Source organism: Streptomyces sp. NA02950, assembly GCF_013364155.1.
GTDB lineage: Bacteria > Actinomycetota > Actinomycetes > Streptomycetales > Streptomycetaceae > Streptomyces.
Map to the genome: position 1 here is coordinate 2,441,604 of NZ_CP054916.1, position 23,705 is coordinate 2,465,308.

The window sequence follows — 23,705 nt, forward strand, 5'->3', positions numbered from 1 at the left end:
TCAGTCCCGCCCTCCCGGACCGGCCGCCCGGCCGCGCTCGGCAAGGGTGTTGAGCAGCGCGGCGGCCGTGGCGGCGTCGTCCACCGTCACCACGAACTCCCTGCCGGTGGCCAGCCGCAGACACAGCGCCTCGCCCGAGCGCAGCACCAGCCCGCTGCGCCCCGCCCACGACCGGTAGCCCCAGCCGCCCAGCTCCATGGCGCGGACCTCCCGGCTGGTGGCCCGCTCGATCCGCTCCAGCGGCACCCGCAGCCGGGGGCGCGGGGCGAACCGGGCGGCGACGGTGAGGCCCCGGCGGTCGACGGTCACCCGGCAGCCGGACAGCAGGGCGGCGACGGCCCCGCCTCCGGCCAGCGGCAGTCCGGCCGCCGGGCCCGCCGAGAGGGCCAGCACCCCGCCGAGCACCGCGGTGACCCCGCCCACGCCGATCAGCACCGGCGAGCCGACGGTGTGCGTCCAGCTGGCCAACTCCCCTTCTGCGAGCGGGAGGCGGGGCGCCTGGTCCGGGTCAGCGTCCCCTGGCACCGACGCGGTGTCCAGCCCGGCGAGCAGCCAGCCGATCCAGCCGACGGCGGCCGCGACGGTGAAGGACACCGCCAGGTGCCACAGCGGGAAATCCACCCGTTCGGCGCCCCCGGCCCCCGTCCCGGCCCCGGCGTCGGCGTTGGCGAGGAGCAGCAGACCCAGGACACAGCCGAGCTGGGCGGGCGTTCCGTAACCGACAGCCACCAGCGCCCGCTGCGCCCCGAGCGGCGTACGCGAGCGGAAGGCGAGCCATCCAGCGACCGCTCCGGGGACGAGGAGGACGGCGGTCACCACCGAGAGGAAGGCACCCGGACCGGTGAATCCGTCGGCCCGACCGGAGCCGCCGAAGTGGGTGGCGAGCCGGTCCGGCAGCCGGCCGGCCAACCCGGCGAACGTCCCCAGCACAGCGGCCCAGGCCAGCGCGAACGGCGAAGCGACCACCAGCGCGCGGCGCGCGGAACGAGTCATGGTGAACCCCCTTGTTCGCATACTAGTAGAACAACTTGCGGCTGGACAGACCGCGACTCACCCATCCCTCCAGTCGCATGCGCATCTCATATTTGAGATAGCCTCTGACGTATGACCGACGACTATCTCTCACGTATCGGCAAGCTCATCCGTGACGCCCGACAGCACCGAGGCTGGACCCAGTCACAGCTTGCCGAGGCGCTCGGCACCAGCCAGAGCGCGGTCAACCGCATTGAGCGGGGGAATCAGAACATCAGTCTTGAGATGATCGCCAGGATCGGCGAGGCGCTCGACAGCGAGATCGTCTCGCTGGGTTACGCCGGTCCGATGCATCTGCGGGTGGTGGGCGGCCGCCAACTCTCCGGCGCCATCGACGTCAAGACGAGCAAGAACGCCTGTGTGGCGCTGTTGTGCGCCTCACTCCTCAACTCCGGCCGTACGACGCTGCGCAGGGTCGCCAGGATCGAGGAGGTCTACCGCATCCTCGAAGTGCTCGGCAGCATCGGCGTCCGCACCCGCTGGATCAACGACGGGGCCGATCTGGAGATCGTGCCCCCCGCCGAACTGGACCTCGGCGCCATGGACACCGAGGCCGCCCGCCGGACACGCAGCGTCATCATGTTCCTGGGCCCGCTGCTGCACCGGCTGGACCGCTTCCGGATTCCCTACGCGGGCGGCTGCGACCTCGGCACCCGCACCGTGCAGCCGCATATGACCGCGCTGCGCCCCTTCGGCCTCGAAGTGACCGCCACCGACGGGATGTACCACGCGCAGGTCGACCGCTCGGTCGCGCCCACCCGCGCCATCGTGCTGACCGAACGCGGCGACACCGTCACCGAGAACGCGCTGCTGGCGGCCGCCCGGCACGACGGGATCACGGTGATCCGCAACGCCTCCTCCAACTACATGGTCCAGGATCTGTGCTTCTTCCTGGAGGAGTTGGGAGTCAAGGTCGAGGGGGTGGGCACCACCACGCTCACCGTGCACGGTGTCACCGACATCGACCGCGACGTGGACTACGCCCCCTCCGAGGACCCGGTGGAGGCGATGAGCCTGCTGGCCGCAGCCGTGGTGACGGAGTCCGAGCTGACGATCCGCCGGGTGCCGGTGGAGTTCCTGGAGATCGAGCTGGCCATCCTGGAGGAGATGGGCCTGGACCACGAGCGCTCCCCCGAGTACCCGGCGGACAACGGCCGTACCCGGCTGGTCGATCTGACGGTCCGGCCGTCCAAGCTCCAGGCCCCCATCGACAAGATCCACCCGATGCCGTTCCCCGGCGTCAACATCGACAACGTGCCCTTCTTCGCCGCCATCGCGGCCTCCGCACAGGGCTCGACACTCATCCACGACTGGGTCTACGACAACCGCGCCATCTATCTGACCGAGCTGAACCGGCTGGGCGCCCACGTCAAACTGCTCGACCCGCACCGGGTCCTGGTCGAGGGACCGACCCGCTGGCGCTCGGCCGAGATGATGTGCCCGCCCGCACTGCGGCCCGCGGTGGTGGTACTGCTGGCGATGATGGCGGCGCCCGGCACCTCGGTGCTGCGCAACGTCTATGTGATCAACCGCGGTTACGAGGACCTCGCCGAACGGCTGAACTCCATCGGCGCGCAGATCGAGACGTTCCGCGACATCTGACCGGACGCCACCGGCCACCACCGGCGGTTCACCCGGGAAGTCCGCCCGCCCCCCGTGTGCGGGCGGACTTCCCGGGGCGGTTCCAGGTCAGGCCGCGTCGAGTTCCCGCAGCAGCTTGACGGTGAGGGCGTCGACCGGGCGGGCCTGGCCCCCGGTCTCCTCGCCGGCGGTGTTCACCATCATCACCACCGCCGTACCGCTCCCCCGGCTGAACGCCGCACAGCTGCCGAAGCCGCCGGTGCCGCCGTTGTGCCAGGTCATCGTGCGGCCGCCGGGCAACGCGCTGAGATGCCAGCCGAGTCCGAGCCGCAGCCCCTCGCCCGCGGTGAAGCGGGGCCGCTGGGTCAGCTCGATCGCCTCGCGGAACGGCGAGCGCTCCGGGCGGAGTTGAGCGGCCAGATAGCGCAGCATGTCGTCGGCGGTGCTGTACATCGAGGTACCCGCGCCGCTGAGCACCCGGTCGTGCCAGTCCGGTACCGGCTTTCCGTCGAGATGGCCGACCGCCTTGCGGGAGGCCATGTCCGGACTCAGCGTCGTCCTGGTGTCCCGCAGCCGCAGCGGATCGGTGACCCGGCGCCGCAGCATCGCGTCCACCCCGTCGAAGGCCAGCGCCTGGCCGAGCAGTCCGAAGCCGAGGTTGGAGTAGCGGTAGGTCTTCCCCGGTACCGTCGCCAACTCCGTCTGCGCCAGCCCCTCGGCCAGCTCGTCCAGTGTGTAGTGGGCGTAGGGGTCGTACGGATCGGCTCCGGTGAGGAGGTTCGGCGGCAGCGAGGGCAGTCCGGAGCTGTGGGTGGCCAGATCGGCCAGGGTGATCCGGTGGTCGCCCTTGCGCGGTATCGGGAACCGGGCGGGCAGTGTCAGCGGTGCGTCGAGGCGGGTGCTGCCCGCGTGGACGGCGCGGGCCAGCGCGGTGGCGGTGAGCGTCTTGCCGATCGAGCCGAGCTGGAACACCGTCCTGCCGTCCGGCACCTCCGCGCGTGGGCCCCGGGCCCGGAGCCTGCCCGCGCCCGCGACGTGGGTGCGGCCGCCCTGGATGACCCCGCACACCGCGCCCGGGGCGCCCGAGGCCAGTGCCTCGTCCAGCGCGCGCCGCACCCGGGCGGGCAGACCGCCGGCCGCCGCGGCGCCGCCGGGCAGCAGGGCGACGCCCGCTGCGGACGCGCCCGTGGCGGACGCGGTCATGAGAAAGGTCCTTCGATTCATCAGGTATTCCCCCGTCATTCGGTTTCCTGTCGGCTTCCTGGCGGCACCACCGCCGACACCAGCACCAGCAGCGGCACCACCCGGCCCGCGGGCACGCGGTAGTGGCCGCGGCCCTCGGCCTGGAGCCAGCCGGTCGCCGTGAGCTGCTTCAGGTGGTGGTAGAGCTGACCGGTCGTGTTCAGCCCGGCCACCTCCTGGAGCTCGGTGGCGGACCGGATGCCGCGCAGCACCGCGCGCAGCAGGGTGAGCCGCACCGGGTGCCCCAGCGCGGCGTACGAGGCGGCGTGCTCGGACCAGTCGGCGGCGAGCAGCCCGTCCGCCAACGCGCCCTGCTGCCACTCGTAGTGCTCACCGGTGGGCAGGTCGAGGGCACCGGTGAACAGCACCTGACCGCGCCCGGCGAGCCGGCGGCGCAGTCCTTCGAGCGCCCAGAACGTGTCCTCCCGGGACGTGGACCCCACGTCCCCGGCGGTGTCCCGCGCGGTCTCCAGACGCGCCACCCGCTCCTCGAGCGCGGCGATCCGCCGCTGCAACGACTCGGAAGCCATGGCCCCAGAGATTACGTTATTACGGAATAACGAAGCAAGCGTGCGCCCAGCCACGCCGCAGCCACGGACGAACGACCGCAATCGCGGCACTTCCCGCGGAGCGCTCAGGGCAGGACGGCGATCCCGTCCAGCTCCACCATCGCCTCCTCGTCCCAGAGCCGGACGATGCCGATGACCGCCACCGCCGGATAGTCGCGGCCCGCCATCTCCCGCCAGATCCGGCCGAGTTCGGGGGCGCGGGCGCGGTACTCGGCGACATCGGTGGCGTACACCGTCAGCCGGGCGAGATCGGCGGGGGCGCCGCCCGCCGCCGCCAGCGCGGTGAGCAGATTGGTCAGCGCCTGCCGGAACTGGGCGGGAAGGGTGTCGCCGACGATCGTCCCGGCACCGTCCAGCGCGGTCTGCCCGGCCAGGAACACCAGCCGTCCGCCCAGCGCCGTGACGGCGTGGCTGAAGCCGGTGGGCGGGGACAGCTCGGCGGGGTTGAGGCGCGATACGGCACCCGTCGGTTCCGTCACCGGTACAACTCCTTCGCGATGATGGTGCGCTGGACCTCGCTGGCGCCCTCGTAGATGCGCGGGGCGCGGACCTCCCGGTAGAGGTGTTCGAGCGGATGGCCGCGTTGCAGGGCCCGGGCGCCGTGGATCTGCACGGCGGTGTCCACGACGAACTGCGCGGTCTCGGTCGCCAGCAGCTTGGCCATGGCGGCGCGGCGGACGATATCGGGCGCGCCGTCGTCGTAGGCGCTCGCCGCCGCGTAGACCAGGAGCCGGGCGGCCTCGGTGCGGGTGGCCATCTCGGCGAGCTGGTGGGCGACGGACTGGAGGTCCTTCAGCGGTCCGCCGAACGCGGTACGGCGCTCGGCGTGCGCGACCGCCGCGTCCAGCGCCGCCTGCGCCATGCCGACCGCGAACGCGCCCACGCTCGGCCGCATCAGATCGAGGGTGCGCATGGCGACGCCGAAGCCCGCGTCGGGTTCGCCGAGCACATCCTCCGCCGTGACCGGGACCCCGTCGAAGACCAGGCGGCCTATGGGGTGCGGACTCAGCATCTCCAGCGGCTCACCACCGATCCCGGGACGGTCGGCGGGCACCAGGAAGGCGGTGACCCCGCGGGCGCCCGCGCCCTCGGTGGTGCGGGCGAACACCACCGTGAAGTCGGCCTCGGGGGCGTTGGAGATCCAGCACTTCTCGCCGGTCAGCCGCCAGCCGCCGGGGCCGTCCCGCTCGGCGCGCAGGGTCAGCGCCGCCGCGTCGGACCCGGCCTGCGGCTCGCTCAGCGCGAAGGCGGCCACCACATGGCCCTCCCGCACCCCGGGCATCCAGCGCGCGTGCTGCTTCTCGGTCCCGGACAGCACGATCGGATAGGCGCCGAGCCCCTGGAGGGCGAGCGCGGTCTCGGCCTCCGTGCACTCCATGGCGAGCGATTCGCGCAGCAGGCACAGATCGAGCGCGCGGACCGGCGCTCCGGCCGGGAACAGCCGCCGCAGCAGACCGAATTCACCGAGCGCGGCGGTCAGCGGACGGTTGAGCCGGCCGGGCGGTCCGCTCTCCGCGAGGGGACGCAGCCGATCGCGGGCCAGTGTGCGCAGTCGTGCGCACCAGCGGCGCCGCTCCGGATCCAGTGCGAATGACGACACGGGGCACCCTCCCTCACCACACCTCTTATCGCGGCATATTGACTGTCGTCACCATCACGTTACGCTGACTCAGCGACTTCAGGCAGCCATCCGGCAGAGCTATCGGACAGGCAGAGGGGGCGCATTCCACGATGGAGCTCAGACCGTCGGGACACACCGACACCTTCGCCCGCGACCATCTGCCGCCCGGCGGCCAGTGGCCCGAGCTGCTGCTCGACCTGCCCGGACCGCGCACCCCCGACCGCCTCAACTGCGGGACGGAGCTGCTGGACCGCACCATCGAGCGGTACGGCCCCGACCGGCCCGCCCTGTGCGGTGGCCGCGGCGAGGTGTGGACCTACGGCGAACTGCGCGGCCATGTCGACCGGATCGCGCACACCCTCACCACCACCCTCGGTGTCGTTCCCGGCAACCGTGTGCTGCTGCGCGGCCCCACCACGCCCTGGCTGGCCGCCTGCTGGCTGGCGGCGATGAAGGCGGGCGCCGTCGCGGTGACCGTGCTGGCCGCCCAGCGCTCCCGCGAGCTGGCGGCCATCTGCGACCTCGCCCGGATACGGCACGCCCTGTGCGACGTCCGGTGTGCCGAGGAGCTGGAGAAGGCCGGGGTCCCGGGGCTGCGGACCACCCGGTTCGGCGGCGACGAACCCGACGACCTGATCCGGCTGGCGGCGCGGGCCCCCGCGGAGTATCCGGGGGTGGCCACCTCCGCCGACGATGTCGCGCTGATCGCGTTCACCTCCGGAACGACCGGACGCCCCAAGGGCTGTATGCACTTCCACCGCGATGTGCTGGCCATCGCCGACACCTTCTCGGCCCAGGTGCTGCGGCCCACCCCCGACGATGTCTTCGCGGGCAGTCCGCCGCTGGGTTTCACCTTCGGCCTCGGCGGACTGGTGATCTTCCCGCTGCGTGCCGGGGCGTCGGCGCTGCTGGCCGACTGGGGCGGGCCCGAACGGCTGCTGGCCGACATAGGGCGCCACCGGGTCTCGGTGCTGTTCACCGCGCCCACCGCCTACCGCGCGATGCTGGGACGACTCGACAGCGCCCCCGCCGGGTACGACATCTCCTCACTGCGCCGCTGTGTCTCCGCCGGGGAGAACCTGCCCGCCGCCACCTGGCACGACTGGCAGCGGGCCACCGGCCTGCGGATCATCAACGGCATCGGCGCCACCGAACTGCTGCACATCTTCATCGCCGCCGCCGACGACGCGATCCGCCCCGGTACCACCGGCGTTCCGGTCCCCGGCTTCGAGGCGCGGGTGGTGGACGCCGCGCTGCGCCCGGTGCCGGACGGCGAACCGGGGCTGCTCGCGGTGCGCGGGCCGACCGGCTGCCGCTATCTCGCGGACGACCGGCAGCGGGAGTACGTGCGCGACGGCTGGAACCTCACCGGGGACACCTATGTCCGCGAACCGGACGGCTACTTCCGCTATGTGGCCCGCGCCGACGACATGATCATCTCTGCCGGGTACAACATCGCGGGCCCGGAGGTCGAGGACGCCCTGCTGCGCCATCCCGATGTGGTGGAGGCCGCGGTCACCGGGCGGCCGGACACCGCCCGCGGCATGGTCGTGGTCGCCCATGTGGTGCTGCGGCCGGGGGTGCCCCGCACCGAGGAGACCGTCACCACGCTGAAGGAGTTCACCACCGCGGAACTCACCCCCTACAAGTGCCCGCGGGTCTTCGTCTTCCTGGACGCCCTCCCCCGTACCGCCACCGGCAAGCTCCAGCGCTACCGGCTGCGCGAAGGCGCTCTACAGTAAGCGCGTGACCGGCCAGCACACCCCGCGCTCCCTGATCGTCAGCTACTACGGCGCCCACGGCCGCGGCAGCGCCGGCCGCCCCGCCGGGCCGGTGCCGATCGCCGCGCTGATCCGGCTGATGGGCGCGGTGGGCGTCGACCCGCCGTCGGTGCGCTCGGCGGTCTCCCGGCTCAAACGGCGCGGACTGCTGGTCGCCGACCGCACGGCCGCCGGGGCCGCCGGATACTCCCTGTCCGCCGACGCCCGGCAGCTGCTGGACGACGGCGACCGGCGCATCTACGGCGGCCCGGAGGCGGACACCGCCGAGCGCGGCTGGCTGCTCGCCGTCTTCTCCGTCCCCGAACAGGAGCGCCACAAGCGGCATCTGCTGCGCTCCCGGCTGTCCCGGCTGGGCTTCGGCACGGCCGCGCCAGGTGTCTGGATCGCCCCGGACCGGCTCTACGACGAGACCCGGCACACCCTCCAGCGCCTGGGCCTCTCGCCGTACGTGGACCTCTTCCGCGGCGCCCACGCCGGCTTCACCCCCACCGCGGAGGCGGTGCGCCGCTGGTGGGACCTGGACGGACTGGCCGCCCTGCACCGCGCGTTCCTCACCGACCACGAACCGGTGCTGCGCCGGTGGAGCGGACGAGGCCCGTCGCCCGAGGACGCCGAGGAGGCCTACCGGGACCATCTGCTGGCCCTGGACTCCTGGCGGCTGCTGCCCTACGCCGACCCCGGTCTGCCCGCCGCGCTGCTGCCCGAGGACTGGCCCGGGGTGCGTGCCGCCGAGGTCTTCGCGCGCCTGGACGAGCTGCTGCGCGACACCGGGGCGGCGTACGCCGAGGCGGCGCTGAGCGGTACGGCCTAAGGAGTTCCGGCCCGGCCGGCCGCAGGCTCCTCCAGCGCCAGCCGCGGCTTGGGTCCGTCCGTCCGCCCCGTCGGCGGCTTGCGGCTGCCCGCGCGGTACGGCAGCGGCCAGGGCGCCCCGGGGCCGGTGTACTCCTGCTCGGCCGCCGCGTGCAGCGTCCAGTGGGGATCGTAGAGATGCGGGCGGGCCAGGGCGCAGAGGTCGGCGCGGCCCGCCAGGATCAGCGAGTTGACGTCGTCCCAGGAGGAGATGGCACCGACGGCGATGACGGGGACGCCGAGCTCGTTGCGGATGCGGTCGGCGAACGGGGTCTGGTAGGAGCGGCCGAATTCGGGGCGCTCATGGGCGACGACCTGGCCGGTGGAGACGTCGACGGCGTCGGCGCCGTGTGCGGCGAAGGCCGCCGCGACGGCCACCGCGTCCTCGGCGGTGGTGCCGCCCTCGGCCCAGTCGGTGGCGGAGATGCGCACCGTCATGGGGGATTCGCGGGGCCAGACGGCGCGGACTGCGTCGAAGACCTCCAGCGGATAGCGCAGCCGGGCCCGGAGCGAACCGCCGTAGGCATCGGTGCGCCGGTTGGTCAGCGGCGAGAGGAAACCGGAGAGCAGATAGCCGTGGGCGCAGTGGAGTTCGAGCAGGTCGAACCCGGCGCGGGCGGCCCGCTCGGCGGCCGTCACGAACTGGTCGCGGACGGCGGCGAGTCCGGCGGCGTCCAGGGCGGCCGGTGTCCGGCTGACGCCGGGGCGGTAGGGCAGCGGCGAGGGGGCGAACAGCGGCCAGTTGCCGTCCGGCAGCGGGTCGTCCATGCCCTCCCACATCAGCCGGGTGGAGCCCTTGCGGCCGCTGTGGCCGAGCTGGACGCCGACGGCCACTCCCGGGGACTGCGCATGCGCGAAGTCCACGATCCGGCGCCAGGCCGTCTCATGGGTGTCCGCGTAGAGTCCGGCGCAGCCGGGGGTGATACGCCCCTCGGGGCTCACGCACACCATCTCGGTCATGACCAGGCCCGCGCCGCCCAGGGCCCGTGCGCCGAGGTGGACGAGATGGAAGTCGCCGGGGGTGCCGTCCCGCGCGGAGTACATGTCCATGGGGGACACCACCACGCGGTTGCGCAGGGTGAGTCCGCGCAGCCGGAACGGGGTGAACATCGGCGGTGTGCCGTCGGGCACCGCCGCCTCGCGCTCGACCGCCGAGACGAAGCCGGTGTCGCGCAGCCGCAGGTTGTCATGGGTGACCCGGCGGCTGCGGGTGAGCAGGTTGAAGGCGAACTGCCGCGGCGGCTGGTCGAGATAGAGCGCCAGGTTCTCGAACCACTCCAGACTGGCGCGGGCCGCCCGCTGGGTGGACTCGACGACGGGGCGGCGCTCGGCCTCGTACGCGGCGAGCGCGTCGGGCAGCTGCGGGTGCTCCCGGAGACAGGCGGCGAGCGCGAGGGCGTCCTCGACGGCCAGCTTGGTGCCCGAGCCGATGGAGAAGTGGGCGGTGTGGGCGGCGTCGCCGAGCAGCACCGTATTGCCGTGCGACCAGCGGTCGTTGACCACGGTGCGGAACGCGGTCCACTGGGAGCCGTTGCCGCGCAGCGGGCGTCCGCCGAGGGCGTCGGCGAACAGCTTGGCGCAGGCTTCGGTGGACTCCTGCTCGGTGCAGCGGTCGAGTCCGGCTCCGCGCCACACCTCCTCCCGGGCCTCGACGATCACGGTGCTGGCGCCCGGGGAGCCGGGCGGCCCGGAAGCCGACGGGCGGGAGTAGGGGTAGCCGTGGAGTTGCAGCACACCGTGCTCGGTCTCGGCGGTCTCGAAGCGGAAGGCGTCCAGGGCGAAGTCGGCGGCGAGCCAGATGTAGCGGCAGCGGTGGGTGGTGATCCGCGGGCCGAAGGCGTCGGCGTGGGCCCGTCGGGTGGCGCTGTGCACGCCGTCCGCGGCGATCACCAGGTCGTGGGTGCGGGCGAGGGACGCGGCGGACGGCGCCGCGGTCCGGAAGCGGAGCCGTACGCCGAGCTCGCGGCAGCGCTGGTGCAGGATCTCCAGCAGCCGCCGCCTGCCGAGCGCGGCGAAGCCGTGGCCGCCGGAGGTGAGCACCCGGCCGCGGTGCACGATGTCGATGTCGTCCCAGCGGACGAACTCACGGCGCAGGGCGGTGTGGACGGCCGGGTCGGCGTGCTCGATACCGCCGAGGGTCTCGTCGGAGAGGACCACACCGAAGCCGAAGGTACGGTCGGGCGCGTTGCGCTCCCAGACGGTGATCTCCCGCCGGGGGTCCAGCCGGGCCAGCAGCACCGCCGCGTACAGACCGCCGGGCCCGCCGCCGACAACGGCGATCCGGCCCGGCCGTCCGGCGGTCACCGGCCCTGCCACCGGGGCTCGCGGCGGGCGGTGAACGCGGCGTGGAACTCGGCGTAGTCCGCGCCGTTCATCAGCAGCGCCTGGGTCGCGGCGTCCATCTCGATCGACGCGGACAGCGGCATGTCCAGCTCCGAGGTGAGCAGCGCCTTGGTCTGGGCGAGGGCGAGGGAGGGCCCGTCGGCGAGCCGGCGGGCCAGTGCCTCGGCACTCGACTGTGCCTCTCCCTCGTCCGTCAGCACGCTGATCAGCCCGATGCGCTCGGCCTCGGCGGCGCGCACCGGCTCACCGAGCATCAGCAGCCGGGTGGCGTGGCCGAGCCCGACCACACGCGGCAGCAGATAGGCGGCGCCCATGTCGCCGCCGGACAGTCCCACCTTGGTGAAGAGGAAGGAGAAGCGCGCCGTGGGGTCGGCGACCCGGAAGTCGGCGGCCAGCGCGAGGACGGCCCCGGCACCCGCCGCGGCGCCGTGGACCGCGGCCACCACGGGGAAGGGGCACTCCCGCAGGGCACGCACCACCTGTCCGGTCATCCGGTTGAAGTCCAGGAGCCGGCGGGTGTCCATGGCGAGGGTGGCGCCGATGATGTCGTCGACATCGCCGCCGGAGCAGAAGCCGCGCCCCTCGCCGCCGAGCACCATGGCCCGTACGGATCCGTCGCGGGCCAGCTCGGCGAGGAGGTCGCGGAGATCGGCGTAGGCGCCGAAGGTGAGCGCGTTGAGCTTGTCGGGACGGGCGAGGGTGACGTTCGCCACGCCGTCGTCGAGCGTGAGGCGTAGATGGCGCCAGTTCTCGGTGCGGGACGCGGAGCCGGTGAACGGACTCATGGGCCGTGGTCTCCTTCGGCCGGACGGCTGCTGCCTGCCAGTTGAAGTTATCACCACACCGTGACTGTCGTCACGAGTACGCGATAAGACAACATCGCACGGCCGCCTGCCGTCAGGTCATAAGTCCCGGCAAGAGTGGTCCACGGTCCCTTCCGGCACTATCGTCCGCTTCATACCGTCAAGGGCTGCGGTATCTCCCCCCGGACTCACCCGGGGGGACTGCCGTGAGCCCGGCCGCAAGGCTCCGCTGACGACTGGACCAGGACGTTGCCCGAACCCCTCCGTGCCGCCACGTGGCGGTTCGCACTGCCGCACACGACGGCCGCCGTTCCACTGGCCCGTGCGCTGATCCGTAACACCCTGGCGGACATCGGCGCCCCCGTGGACGGGGACACCGCGGAGCTGCTGACGGCCGAGCTGGTCGCCAACGCCGTGCAGCACACCGACGGCGACGAACCGATAGAGCTGGTGGTGGAGCTGGTACCGACCGGCGGCTGGCAGGTCGAGGTGCACGACCAGGACCCGACCCCGCCCGGCGGATTCGACGGGCCGGGCCGCCCCGAGGGCCCCAGGAGACCCAACGGCCCCGAGCGCCCCGACCACCACCCCGACGGCTCACCGACCCTGGCCGAGCGCGGCCGCGGACTGCTGCTGATCCGCACCCTCAGCGCGGACGCGGGCTACCGGCCCACCGACTTCGGCAAGGCCGTCTGGTTCACCCTCCCGCCCCGGACCCACTGACCACCCTGACCCGCTGAACCACCCGGGCCCACCGGCCCGCCCCCCTGGCCTGCCGACCGCCCCTGGCCGCGGCCGTCAGGGCGCGCCGAGGGTGGCGACCAGCACCGCCTTGATGGTGTGCATCCGGTTCTCCGCCTCGTCGAAGACGACGGAGTGCCCGGACTCGAAGACCTCCTCGGTGACCTCCAGCGAGGTCAGCCCGTGCCGCTCGTAGATCTCCCGGCCCACGTCGGTGCCGAGGTCGTGGAAGGCCGGGAGGCAGTGCAGGAACTTCACCGCGTCATTGCCGGTCGCGCGCAGCACGTCCATCGTCACCGCGTACGGGCCCAGCAGCGCTATCCGCTCGTCCCACACCTCCTTGGGCTCCCCCATCGACACCCACACATCGGTGGCGACGAAGTCCGCCCCGCGCACGCCCTCCTCGACGTCCTCGGTGAGCGAGACCCGGGCCCCGGAGGCGGCGGCCAGCTGACGGGCCAGCTCCACGATGGTGTTGTCCGGCCAGAGCAGCCGGGGCCCCACGATCCGGACGTCCATGCCCAGCAGGGCGCCGGTGACAAGGTAGGAGTTGCCCATGTTGTAGCGGGCGTCGCCGAGGTAGGCGTAGGCGATCTCGGCCGGCGGCTTGTCGCTGTGCTCGGTCATGGTGAGCACATCGGCCAGCATCTGGGTGGGGTGCCACTCGTCGGTGAGGCCGTTGTAGACCGGCACCCCGGCGTGGGCGGCCAGCTCCTCGACGACACCCTGGCCGTGGCCCCGGTACTGGATGGCGTCGAACATCCGGCCCAGCACCCGCGCCGTGTCCTTGACCGACTCCTTGTGCCCGATCTGTGAGCCGACCGGATCCAGATAGGTCGTCGAGGCTCCCTGGTCGGCGGCGGCGACCTCGAAGGCGCAGCGGGTGCGGGTCGAGGTCTTCTCGAAGACCAGGGCGATGTTCTTGCCCTGGAGCCGCCGCACCTCCGCGCCCGCGCGCTTGGCCGCCTTCAGCTCGGCGGCCAGGCCGACCAGTCGGCGGAACTCGTCGGCGGTGAAGTCCAGCTCCTTGAGAAAATGGCGGCCGGTGAGGTCAATCGCCATGGGGTGGGCTCCTCGGTCACGGTGGATCACGGCCGCGGCGGCGGTGCCGCGACCAGGAACCATGGAAGCATATACGAAGCACCGTATAATATACGGAGGGGGTGCCTCGTCGATCCGGGGGCCGGTCCGCGCGTCTACCCCGCCACGGGGTCCCGCTCGACCGGACAGCTCATGCACCGCGGCCCGCCCCGGCCCCGCCCCAGCTCACTGCCCGGGATGTCGATGACCTCGATCCCGCGCTTGCGCAGGAAGGTGTTGGTCGTCGCGTTCCGCTCGTAGGCGACCACCACGCCCGGCTCGACCGCGAGCACGTTGCAGCCGTCGTCCCACTGCTCGCGCTCCGCCGCGTGGACGTCCTGGGTGGCGGTGAGCACCCGGATGGAATCCAGCCCGAGGGCGGCGGCTATCGCGCGGTGCATATGCTCCGGCGGATGGTCGGTGACCTTGAGCTCATGGCTGCTCGCACCCGGCTCGATGGTGTACGAGCGGAGCATCCCGAGCCCCGCGTACTGGGTGAAGGTGTCCCCGTCGACCATCGTCATCACCGTGTCCAGATGCATGAAGGCCCGACCCTTGGGCATGTCCAGGGCCACGATGGTGCGGGCCGAACCGGCCGCGAAGAGCCGGTGCGCGATCATCTCCACCGCCTGCGGGGTGGTCCGCTCGCTCATGCCGATCAGCACCGCGCCCTTGCCGATCACCAGCACATCGCCGCCCTCGATCGTCGAGGGGTAGGCCGCCTGCCCCTCCGACCAGACGTGGAAGTCCTCGTCGGCGAAGAGCGGGTGATGGCGGTAGACGGCCTCGTAGTGCACCGTCTCGTGCCAGCGGGCGGGCCAGCGCATCGCGTTGATCGAGACACCGTCGTAGACCCACGCGGAGGCGTCCCGGGTGAAGAGGTGGTTCGGCAGCGGATTGACGAGGAAGTCGTCGGGCTCCATGGCGTGGAAGCGGACGGAAACCGGCTCGGGGTACCGGGCCAGGTACTCCCGTTTGGTCATACCGCCGATCAGCGCCTCGGTCAGCTCGGGGGCGGTCAGCTCGTCGAAGGAGGCACGCAGGTGGTCGGTGACGAGCGGGCCGTACTCCTTCTCGTCGAAGACCCGGTCCAGCACCAGCGACCGCGCTGCCGGAACCGTGAGGCTGTCGGTCAGCAGATCACCGAAGAGATGGACCTCGACGCCGCGGTCGCGCAGCACATCCGCGAAGCCGTCGTGCTCCTGGCGGGCCCGCCGCACCCACAGCACGTCATCGAAGAGCAGAGCGTCCTTGTTGGACGGAGTGAGCCGCTTCAGCTCCAGGTCGGGGCGGTGCAGAATGACACGGCGCAGCCGCCCGGCCTCGGAGTCCACGTGGAATCCCATGCACCCATCTTCGCCGCTGCGGGCCCACGGTGAACGTCCGGCGACACACGTATCTCGGAGGATGTCCGGTACCTGTCTTGGCGAACGGGTCGGCCGGGGGCCGGCCGGCGATGGGCGGAGCCGACCGGAACCGGCCGGCGGCGGCCGGCGGCAGCCGGGCTCAGCCCGCGGCGAGGACCACGATCAGCACCAGTGCGACGGCGATGAGGCCCAGCAGGGCCGAGACCCACAGCTGGCCCGGTTGCAGATCGATCCGGCCGCCGTCGTCGGCCCCGCTCCGCGACCACCAGCGGCGCCGCCGCGCTTCCCGCCGGGCGGCCCGGTGCGCCGCCTCCTGGAGTTCCCGGCACTCCTCGGCCACCCCGCCGAACAGCGCCTTCCAGCCTTTCTCGCCGAAGCCGGTGGGCTGCCGGGTGCCGATGACCCGGCGCACCACCTCGCGGCCCGCGCCGCCGCCCGCGCTCCACAGACCGGGCAGGACGCATGCCATCAGCTCGGGCACGGCCCCGCGGTGCGCGTACGGGCGCACCAGACCCTCGTAGAGCATCAGCGCGTTGCGCACCCGCAGCCGGGCGTCCGGATCCCCCGGACTGCCGTCGGTGGTCGCGGGACCGGCCGGGGCGTCGAGATAGAGATGGGCCAGCAGCACCTTCTCGCAGATCGCGTCCGCCAGCGCCGGTCCCCGCTCCGGCGCCCGGCGCACCAGCTCGACCACGACCCGGGTGACCCGCTCGGCGGGCAGCCCCTCGTCGAGCGCGCTCAGCAGCACTCCGTCGTCGGCCTCGCGCAGCGCGGCGCCGAGGGCGTCCCCGCCGTGGCGCAGCGCCTCGCGCAGCCGGCGCGCGCCGGTCACCGAGAACCGGCGGGCCGGGGTGTTGCGGTGCGCGGCGTCGTACGTGTCGTCGGGCGTGCCACCGACGTGGCCGGTCTCCTCCTCCGCACCGGTCGTGCGGTCCGTCTCCTCCACCATCCCCGTTCCTCTCCTCACAGCGCTTCCAGCACCTCCCGTATCCGGGTGGCCGCCCCGACGTCGAGCGGTTCGTCACCGTCCTGTGCCAGCCGGGGCAGAAAGCCGCACAAGACCGCCAGCTGCCGTTTGTCGCGGGCCGCCCGCCGGATCCAGCCGACGAGCGCGTCCTCGGCGGCTCCGGCGGACCGGGCCCAGGTCAGCGCGGCGCGCAGCAGCCCGGACAGCTGGGGTGCGCAGCCGGGCCGGGCGGCCAGCAGCGCCGTGGCCAACGGCCAGGCGGCGTACGGCTCCAGCTCCGGCACCTCCCGCAGCCCCCACAGATGCGAGGTGCGGGTGCTGACGGCGCGCAGCGCCGTCAGCAGGGCCAGGTCGCGGCGGGGCCGCCGGTTGTCGCGCAGCCAGTGGGTGAGCCCGTCCAGCACCGCCTCCGGCTCGGTCCCGGCCAGCAGCCGCAGTACGCCGTACGAGGTCGTGACGCCGCCGTCGGCGCAGGCGATCCGGCCGAGCTCCGCCAGCGACGCCGGGACCGAGCCCGCCGCCAGGCCGTAGCCGTGGGCGAGCGCCGCGGTCTCGCGCTCGCGTTCGTCGTCGCCGCGCGCCCAGGCGCGCAGCAGACCGTCGACGGCGGGGCGCACCTCGGGGGCGCGGGACGCCTCGGCGAGCGCGGTGGCGGCCGCCATCCGCTGCACCGGGCTGTCGGTGCGCACCAGCGGCAGCAACAGCTCGGCCAGACCGTAGAGATAGTCGCGGGAGCACAGCACCCCCGCGGCGACCGCGGCCCGCACCCACACCTGCGGGCGGGGGTCGTCGCACAGCCCGCGCAGCCAACGGGCCACTGGTCCCCGGAGGTTGTGGTGGCCGTCCCACACCTCGTACAGCACCGCGGGCGCCAGCCGCCGCCCCCGGAACCACATGGCGCGGACCGGTACGGACGCCTCGCCGAGGTCCTCCACACCGTCCCCGCACACCGCGCGCGCCGTGGCGGGCGCGGCCCCCGGGCGGGCGGTGAACAGCGGGCGGCCCGGAGCGTACTGGGGGTCGAGCGTGACGGCCAGCTCCCAGGTCAGCAGCTCGGCGGCCTCCGCCGTGAGGCTGTGCGCCGAGCCGTTGAAGACGGCGAGCGCGATCCGCAGCGCGGCGGCGCGCAGTTCGGGCAGGGCAGCGGGCAGGGTGTCCGGACGGCCGGGGGCCGTGAACCACGCGCGGGCCTGGCGCGGGGCGAACGACCGGCAGTGCTCCAGCAGCCGTTCGTCGGACATCCGGCCCTGCGCGTGGGCGGCGAGATGGCCCGCGAGCCGGGCCGCCTCACCGGGACGCAGCTCGTCCAGGCCGAGCGCCTCGGCCACCTCGGGCCGGGCGGCGGTGGCCCGGGCCAGCTCCAGCAGTTCGGCGGGGCCGTCCGCGAGCAGATCGGCGAGATGGCCGTCGAGGACGTCGGCGGCGGCGGGCGGTTCATGGGGCAGCGCATGACGGCGGGCGCCCAGCAGTCGTTCGGCCACCGGTCCGCCGGGGACGAGGACAACGGCGAACGCCCCCCGCTCGACGGCCTGGTCGCGCAGCCGGTCCAGCAGGGTGTCGGGCGTGGTGCCGGTGGCCGCGGCGGGCAGTTCGAGGAGATAGCCGTGGCCGCGTTGGAGCTCCTGTCCGGCGGAGGCGCCGAGGAGGACTCCGGGGCCGAGGCGTATGACACCGCTTCCGGCGCGTTCGGCGTGTTCGGCCAGGAGCGCGAGCCCGGTCCAGGCGCGGCCGGTGCCGGGTTCGCCGCAGAGCGCGAGCAGGCGGGTGCGCCGCAGCTGCTCGCGCAGGGCGCGGTGGCCGGGGGCCGCTTGGTGGACCCGGCGCAGCCACTCCAACTCCGCGCGGGGAACGGGCCCTTCGGAGCCGGTGTGGATGGGGCACGGTTCCCCGGCGGGGAGCGGCGCCGGACAGTCGGTGATGTGCAGATGGGCGCGGGCCTCGCGGGCGGTGCGGGCACCGCCCGGCTCCCCCACGCCGTCCAGCGGGCCGCCCTTCGGGATGTCCAGCCGCCGAATGCCGGTGTCCGCCGTGACGTTCGTGACGTTGATGTTCTCGGTTCCGCTCATCGCCCGCCGTCCTTCACGCCGTGGCCCCCGTCTGGCCGGGAGCGGGCTTGCCGTCTTCTCACCGGAGCGCCGGGGTGTCTGAGCGCCGGGGCCCGAAGCGGGCGGCGGGGCTTTCTCTCCCCCTGCCCGTCCCGCCGCCCCTCTCCGGTGCCGGGCGCTGGGCCGTGTGCACCCCCGTCGCACACGGTCCCGCTCCCCGTGCCCGTCCAGCGTGCCCGGGGAGCGGTGCGGGGGCTGTAGCCGTTTACACAGTCGCGGAAACGGGCGGGGCGTACGCGCCCGCGCTCAGTCGCGGGGGCGCGCCGGGATCTGCTCGCCCGTCGCGCGCCCCTCGGCCAGCAGCCGCAGCAGCCCGAGGTCCATCACCTCGAAGCGGCGCGAGGCTGTCCGCACCACGCCCTGGTCGCGCAGCAGACGCAGCGCCTTGGCGACCGCCTCCCGGGTCGAGCCCACGGCGGCGGCGATGTCGTGCTGGGGCAGCGGGAGATCGACGGTGATGGCACCGCCGGGGCCGGGGTGGCCGGTGCGCTCGGCGAGTTCGACCAGTCGGGCGGCGAGCCGCTGGAGCACCTTCTCGGAGGCCAGTGAGCGCCGTTCGCCGTCGGAGCTGCGCAGCCGGGAGCTGAACTGACGCATGATCAGCATGGTGGCGACCGGACGGGCGGCCAGATAGGCGCGGAACCGGTCGCCGGAGACCACGACCGCCTCCATCCTGCCGAGCGCGGTGACGGTGGCACTGCGCGAGCCGTGGTCCACCGCGGCCTGGTCGCCGACGACTTCGCCCGCCCCGCGCAGGGCCAGGATCAGCCGGACACCGCGCTCGGTCTCCACCGAGACGGTGGCCCAGCCGGAGGTGATGGCGACGACGAAGGTCGTGCGGTCGTGTTCCCGCAGCACGACCTGGGAGGGGGCGTAGGCCCGGGGGCTGCCGAGGGCGAGCAGCGCACGCCGGTCGTCGGCGGGAAGCGCGTGGAGGAACGGCCGTCCGTCCTCGAAGAGACTCATCCGCCCTCCCCGCTCTGCTCGTTGGTCGTCACGATCGCGGAGAACCGATGGGTTGGCACCGATGGTTGGGAAACGACGGGATTGAGCAGCACGCTAGGCAGCTGGCACGGTCACGTCAATGGTCTCGGGCCCGCGCCCGGAGGCCCGGCGGGACTGCCAGGCCACCGGTGCCGCCGGAGTCCGCGGCGGGGGCGAACTCCGGCGGCCCCGGGCTGGGCGCGGGGACGGCGGCGCCTTGAGGCCTTGCGGACCCGCCTGAACAGCCCCTCGCTGAAGTCCGGCGCGGTTCGGTTGCGCCCCGCAGGGGCGCGGGCCCGTGGCGATGTGCGGCTCCGCCGCGTGGACGCGACCGGCCACGACGCAGCCGCGGCCGAACGACCGCGCCTCGCGGCACTTCCCCCGTTCCCGCGGAGCGCTCAGAGACGGGGGTCCACCGGCTCGGACTCCAGGGCGAGCACCGCGAAGACCGCCTCGTGGACGCGCCACAGCGGCTCGTCGTCGGCCAGCCGGTCCAGCGCCTCGAGGCCGAGCGCGTACTCCCGCAGCGCGAGGGAACGCTTGTGGCCGAGGTGGCGCACCCGCAGCCGCTCCAGGTTCTCCGGGCGGGTGTACTCCGGACCGTAGATGATGCGCAGATACTCGCGGCCACGGCATTTGACGCCCGGCTGGACCAGTCGGCCGTCGCCCTTGCGCACAAAGCCCTGGAGCGGCTTGACGACCATGCCCTCGCCGCCCGCCGCCGTCAGGTCCAGCCACCACTGGACACCGGCGGCGCGGGACGCGTCGTCCTCGGTGTCGACGACCAGCCGGCGGGTGGGGGCCAGCAGCCGCTTCCCCCGCTCCGGAGCGCCGTCGCCCGGCTCATCGGCCTCGACCATCCGGTCGATCAGCGCGAGTTGCCGGTCGTGCGCGAGCGCGGCGAGGCTGCGGCCCTGGACGGCAAGGATCTGGAACGGCGCCATCCGGACACCCTCCAGCCCGTCGACGGACCAGCAGTAGCGCCGGTAGGCGTCGGTGAACGCCGCCGCGTCCTCGGCCCGCCCCCGGTGCTTGTCGAGGAGCCCGGACACCTCCACCCCGCGCGCCGCCGCGCCCTCCAGCGCGGTGAGCACACCGGGGAGGACCGCGCGCGAGGCGGCGCCGACCGCCGCGTACTGGCTGCGCAACAGCCCCGCCGCCTTCAGCGACCACGGCATCAACTCGGCGTCCAGCAGCAGCCAGTCGGTGTCCAGCTCCTCCCAGAGCCCGGCGCCCTCCACGGCCCGGCCCACTCTGCGCAGCACGGTCTCGGTCAGCGCCGGGTCGTCGAAGAACGGCCGTCCGGTGCGGGTGTACACCATGCCCGACACCCCGTCCGGCACGTCGAAGCGCTTCCGCGCGACCTCCTCGTCACGGCAGACCAGGGCCACCGCGCGGGAGCCCATGTGCTTCTCCTCGCAGATCACCTCGCGCACCCCGTCGGCGTGGTAGGCGGCGAACGCCTCGGCCGGGTGCTCGAGATAGCCGTCCTCGGTGGAGGTGGCGCACGGCGCCATGGTGGGCGGGAGATAGCCGAGCAGCCGCGGGTCGACCGCGAAGCGGCTCATGACCTCCAGCGCCGCCGCCGCGTTCTCCTCCTTGACCGCGATCCGGCCCATGTGCCGGGTCTCCACCACCCGGCGGCCCTGCACATCGCCCAGGTCCAGCGGACGGCCCTCGGCGCCGCCCGGAGCCTCGTTGGCCAGCGGTTTGACCGGCTCGTACCAGATCCGCTCGGCGGGGACGTCCACCAGCTCCCGCTCCGGCCACCGCAGCGCGGTCATCCGGCCGCCGAAGACACAGCCGGTGTCCAGGCAGATGGTGTTGTTCAGCCAGGAGGCCACGGGGGAGGGGGTGTGACCGTAGACGACGGCGGCGCGGCCCCGGTAGTCCTGGGCCCACGGATAGCGCACGGGCAGGCCGAACTCGTCGGTCTCACCGGTGGTGTCCCCGTACAGCGCGTGCGAGCGGACCCGGCCCGAGGTGCGGCCGTGGTACTTCTCGGGCAGCCCGGCGTGGCACACCACCAGCGCTCCGCCGTCCAGTACGTAGTGGCTGATCAGCGACTCGATGAAGACACGGACGCGGTCGCCGAACTCCGGGTCCTCGGTGTGCTCCCGCTCCAGCTGCTCCACGGTCTCGGCGAGGCCGTGGGTGACCTGGACCTTGCGGCCCTTGAGGTAACGGCCGAGCTTGTTCTCGTGGTTGCCGGGCACGCACAGCGCCGCTCCGGAGGCCACCATCCCCATCACCAGCCGCAGCACACCCGGGCTGTCGGGCCCGCGGTCGACGAGGTCGCCGACGAAGACCGCGGTACGGCCCTCGGAGTGGGTGGCGCCGACCGGTCGGCCGCGCTCGTCGCGGCGCAGGGCGTAGCCCAGCCTGCCGAGCAGGGTCTCCAGCTCGGAACGGCAGCCGTGGATGTCGCCGATGATGTCGAAGGGACCGGTGAGGTGGCGCAGATCGTTGTAGCGGCGCTCGGTGGTGATCTCCGCGGCCTCGACCTCCTCGGCGCCGCGCAGGACGTGCACCTTGCGGAAACCCTCGCGTTCCAGGGACTTCAGGGAGCGGCGCAGCTCACGCCGCTGGCGCGGAATGACATGGGTGGGCATGTCGGCGCGGTCGGGCCGCGCCGCGTTACGCCGGGCGCATTCGCCCTCGGGGATGTCGAGGACGATGGCGACGGGGAGGACGTCGTGCTCGCGCGCGAGCTTGATCAGGCTGCGCCGGGCCTCGGACTGGACGTTGGTGGCGTCCACGACGGTCAACCGCCCGGCCGCGAGCCGCTTGCCCGCGATGTAGTGGAGGAGGTCGAAGGCGTCGGGGGTGGCGCTCTGGTCGTTCTCGTCGTCGGCGACCAGGCCGCGGCAGACGTCGGAGGAGACCACCTGGGTGGGCAGGAAGTGGCGCCGGGCGAAGGTGGACTTGCCGGAGCCGGTGGTGCCGACGAGGACCACGAGGGACAGGTCGGGCACGCTGAGGCTGCGCTTGACGGTGGTGACATCGGCGTCGGTCATGCGGCCGCCTCCTTCGCGGTCGTGGTGCTGGTGGTGTCGGTGGCGTCGACGGTGGTGCTGTCGGCACGGCCGGTGCCGTCGGCGCCGAGACGGAACAGGGCGAGCTGGGTGGGCGGCCCCACCTCGGGGTCGTCGGGGCCGACGGGACGGAACTCCACGGTGTAGCCGTGTCGTTCGGCGACCTCCCCGGCCCAGCCCCGGAACTCCTCCCGGGTCCACTCGAAGCGGTGATCGGGGTGGCGCGTCTTCCCGGCGGGCAGGGTCTCCCAGCGCACGTTGTACTCGACGTTGGGCGTGGTCACCACGACGGCCCGGGGCCGCGCGGCGCCGAACACGGCGTACTCCAGGGCGGGCAGCCGCGGCGGATCCACATGCTCGATCACTTCGCAGAGCACCGCCGCGTCGTAGCCGCGCAGCCTGCTGTCGGTGTACGCGAGAGACCCCTGCATCAGCTTCAGCCGGGCCGACTGCCGCTCGGACATCCGGTCCAGCCGCAGCCGCCGCGCCGTCTCGTTCAGCGCGCGCATCGAGACATCGACACCCACGATCTCGGTGAACCTCGCGTCCTTCAGCAGGGCGGCCAGCAACTGGCCCTGGCCGCAGCCGAGATCGAGCACCCGGGCGGACTCGGTCCCGCGCAGGGCGTCGAGGATCGCCTCGCGCCGCCGTACCGCCAGCGGCACCGGCTTCCCGGTGTCCGCCGTCTCCTCCCCGCTCGCACCTCCCTCGGTCTTCTGTGTCCCTTCGTCCTCTTCCGTGGACTCGGCCGTGGTCTCGGCGACCGCGTTGTCGATCTCCTCCACCTCGGTGTCGTCCGCCTCGGCGAGCCGGGCCAGCTCCAGCCGCTCCAGCGCGCTGCGCGTCAGCGACCAGCGGCGGGCCAGATAGCGGCTGGTGATCAGCCGCTGCTCGGGGTGGCCCTCCAGCCAGCCCTCGCCGGACCGCAGCAGCTTGTCCACCTCGTCCGGGGCGACCCAGTAGTGCTTGGCGTCGTCCAGCACCGGCAGCAGCACATACAGATGACGCAGTGCGTCGGCCAGCCGCAGTTCGCCCTCCAGCACCAGCCGGACATACCGGGAGTCCCCCCACTCCGGGAACTCCTCGTCCAGCGCCACCGGTTCGGCCGTCACCGCCCACCCGAGCGGTGTGAAGAGCCGCTCGACCAACTCGGCCCCACCGCGGGCGGGCAGCGCGGGCACCTCGATCCGCAGCGGCAGCGGCCGCTCCGGCAGCTCGGGCCGCGCCTTGCACTGCCCCCGCAGCGCGCTGGAGAAGACAGTGCTCAACGCCACGGCCAGCAGCGAGGAGGCGGCGTACGGACGGTCGTTGACGTACTGGGCCAGCGCGGAGTCGGGCGCGCCGCCCCGGCCCTTGCCGCGGCCCCGCCGCACCAGCGCCACGGGGTCCACCTCCAGCATCAGCGCCGTGGTGCAGCGCTGGGCGGTCGCCTCGGGGTAGAGGACATGGGCGGTGCCGTGGGAGGTGGAGAACCGCTGCGCCTTGTCGGGGTGCTTGTGCAGCAGGAACCCGAGATCGGTCGCGGGGCGCTCATCGGTGCCGGTGGTTGTTATCGTCAAGAACACCCGTCCGAGTATCGTCGCGCGCCGGCCGGGCTCCTAATAC

At 73.3% G+C, this 23,705-nt stretch carries 18 protein-coding genes; 4 read left to right on the top strand and 14 right to left on the bottom strand.

Going from position 1 to position 23,705, the window contains the following annotated elements:
• A complete protein-coding gene (locus HUT19_RS10250) occupies nt 1-993 on the bottom strand; it encodes a DUF1648 domain-containing protein (protein ID WP_176180162.1) in 993 nt (330 codons plus the stop codon).
• A gap of 111 nt (nt 994-1,104) precedes the next feature.
• Here HUT19_RS10250 and HUT19_RS10255 point away from each other — a divergent pair, with 111 nt between their 5' ends.
• Complete coding sequence (locus HUT19_RS10255; protein ID WP_176180163.1) at nt 1,105-2,634, top strand: UDP-N-acetylglucosamine 1-carboxyvinyltransferase; 1,530 nt, start codon at nt 1,105-1,107, stop codon at nt 2,632-2,634.
• Nucleotides 2,635-2,721: 87 nt separating this feature from the next.
• On the opposite strand, the gene HUT19_RS10260 is transcribed toward HUT19_RS10255, so the two are convergent.
• The 4 genes from HUT19_RS10260 to HUT19_RS10275 all read right to left on the bottom strand — a co-directional run bounded on the left by HUT19_RS10260 (nt 2,722) and on the right by HUT19_RS10275 (nt 6,024).
• Entirely contained in the window at nt 2,722-3,816 is a 1,095-nt protein-coding gene (locus HUT19_RS10260; RefSeq protein ID WP_254885516.1) for a serine hydrolase, read from the bottom strand.
• 35 nt (nt 3,817-3,851) lie between these two features.
• Complete coding sequence (locus HUT19_RS10265) at nt 3,852-4,385, bottom strand: helix-turn-helix transcriptional regulator (RefSeq protein WP_176180165.1); 534 nt, start codon at nt 4,383-4,385, stop codon at nt 3,852-3,854.
• 104 nt (nt 4,386-4,489) lie between these two features.
• The gene (locus HUT19_RS10270) at nt 4,490-4,903 is read right to left on the bottom strand and encodes a RidA family protein (protein WP_176180166.1); all 414 of its coding nucleotides are present in this window, start codon (nt 4,901-4,903) and stop codon (nt 4,490-4,492) included.
• Nucleotides 4,900-6,024: an acyl-CoA dehydrogenase family protein gene (locus tag HUT19_RS10275; RefSeq protein ID WP_176180167.1), complete on the bottom strand. Its 1,125-nt coding sequence runs from the start codon at nt 6,022-6,024 to the stop codon at nt 4,900-4,902. The genes HUT19_RS10270 and HUT19_RS10275 overlap by 4 nt, the downstream gene beginning before the upstream one ends.
• A gap of 131 nt (nt 6,025-6,155) precedes the next feature.
• On the opposite strand from HUT19_RS10275, the gene HUT19_RS10280 reads away from it, so the two are divergent.
• A complete protein-coding gene (locus HUT19_RS10280; protein WP_176180168.1) occupies nt 6,156-7,787 on the top strand; it encodes an AMP-binding protein in 1,632 nt (543 codons plus the stop codon).
• A 4-nt stretch (nt 7,788-7,791) separates the two neighbouring features.
• On the top strand, nt 7,792-8,637 hold the full coding sequence (locus HUT19_RS10285; protein ID WP_176180169.1) for a PaaX family transcriptional regulator C-terminal domain-containing protein: 846 nt from the start codon (nt 7,792-7,794) through the stop codon (nt 8,635-8,637).
• On the opposite strand, the gene HUT19_RS10290 is transcribed toward HUT19_RS10285, so the two are convergent.
• Both HUT19_RS10290 and HUT19_RS10295 read right to left on the bottom strand, forming a co-directional pair.
• Nucleotides 8,634-10,979, bottom strand: coding sequence for a bifunctional salicylyl-CoA 5-hydroxylase/oxidoreductase (locus HUT19_RS10290; protein ID WP_254885517.1), 2,346 nt, complete (start codon nt 10,977-10,979; stop codon nt 8,634-8,636). The genes HUT19_RS10285 and HUT19_RS10290 overlap by 4 nt on opposite strands.
• Nucleotides 10,976-11,803, bottom strand: a complete 828-nt coding sequence (locus HUT19_RS10295) for an enoyl-CoA hydratase family protein (RefSeq protein ID WP_176180171.1) — start codon at nt 11,801-11,803, stop codon at nt 10,976-10,978. Before HUT19_RS10295 ends, HUT19_RS10290 begins: the two co-directional genes overlap by 4 nt.
• Before the next feature lie 267 nt (nt 11,804-12,070).
• Between HUT19_RS10295 and HUT19_RS10300 the strand changes: the two genes are divergently transcribed.
• The gene (locus tag HUT19_RS10300; RefSeq protein ID WP_176180172.1) at nt 12,071-12,544 is read left to right on the top strand and encodes an ATP-binding protein; all 474 of its coding nucleotides are present in this window, start codon (nt 12,071-12,073) and stop codon (nt 12,542-12,544) included.
• A 75-nt stretch (nt 12,545-12,619) separates the two neighbouring features.
• Here HUT19_RS10300 and argF read toward each other — a convergent pair whose 3' ends face one another.
• The 7 genes from argF to HUT19_RS10335 all read right to left on the bottom strand — a co-directional run bounded on the left by argF (nt 12,620) and on the right by HUT19_RS10335 (nt 23,665).
• Nucleotides 12,620-13,624 (bottom strand): ornithine carbamoyltransferase, encoded by a 1,005-nt coding sequence (gene argF / locus HUT19_RS10305; protein ID WP_176180173.1) that lies wholly within the window; start codon nt 13,622-13,624, stop codon nt 12,620-12,622.
• Nucleotides 13,625-13,758: 134 nt separating this feature from the next.
• Nucleotides 13,759-14,988, bottom strand: a complete 1,230-nt coding sequence (locus tag HUT19_RS10310; protein ID WP_176180174.1) for an arginine deiminase — start codon at nt 14,986-14,988, stop codon at nt 13,759-13,761.
• Nucleotides 14,989-15,148: 160 nt separating this feature from the next.
• Nucleotides 15,149-15,958, bottom strand: a complete 810-nt coding sequence (locus HUT19_RS10315; RefSeq protein ID WP_254885518.1) for a hypothetical protein — start codon at nt 15,956-15,958, stop codon at nt 15,149-15,151.
• A gap of 14 nt (nt 15,959-15,972) precedes the next feature.
• On the bottom strand, nt 15,973-18,042 hold the full coding sequence (locus tag HUT19_RS10320; protein WP_176180175.1) for a hypothetical protein: 2,070 nt from the start codon (nt 18,040-18,042) through the stop codon (nt 15,973-15,975).
• 285 nt (nt 18,043-18,327) lie between these two features.
• Nucleotides 18,328-19,047 carry a Crp/Fnr family transcriptional regulator gene (locus HUT19_RS10325; RefSeq protein ID WP_176180176.1) on the bottom strand — a complete coding sequence of 240 codons (720 nt, stop codon included), beginning with the start codon at nt 19,045-19,047 and terminating at the stop codon, nt 18,328-18,330.
• A gap of 416 nt (nt 19,048-19,463) precedes the next feature.
• Entirely contained in the window at nt 19,464-22,082 is a 2,619-nt protein-coding gene (locus HUT19_RS10330) for a polynucleotide kinase-phosphatase (RefSeq protein ID WP_176180177.1), read from the bottom strand.
• Nucleotides 22,079-23,665: a 3' terminal RNA ribose 2'-O-methyltransferase Hen1 gene (locus HUT19_RS10335; protein WP_176180178.1), complete on the bottom strand. Its 1,587-nt coding sequence runs from the start codon at nt 23,663-23,665 to the stop codon at nt 22,079-22,081. Before HUT19_RS10335 ends, HUT19_RS10330 begins: the two co-directional genes overlap by 4 nt.
• Nucleotides 23,666-23,705: the final 40 nt, after the last annotated feature.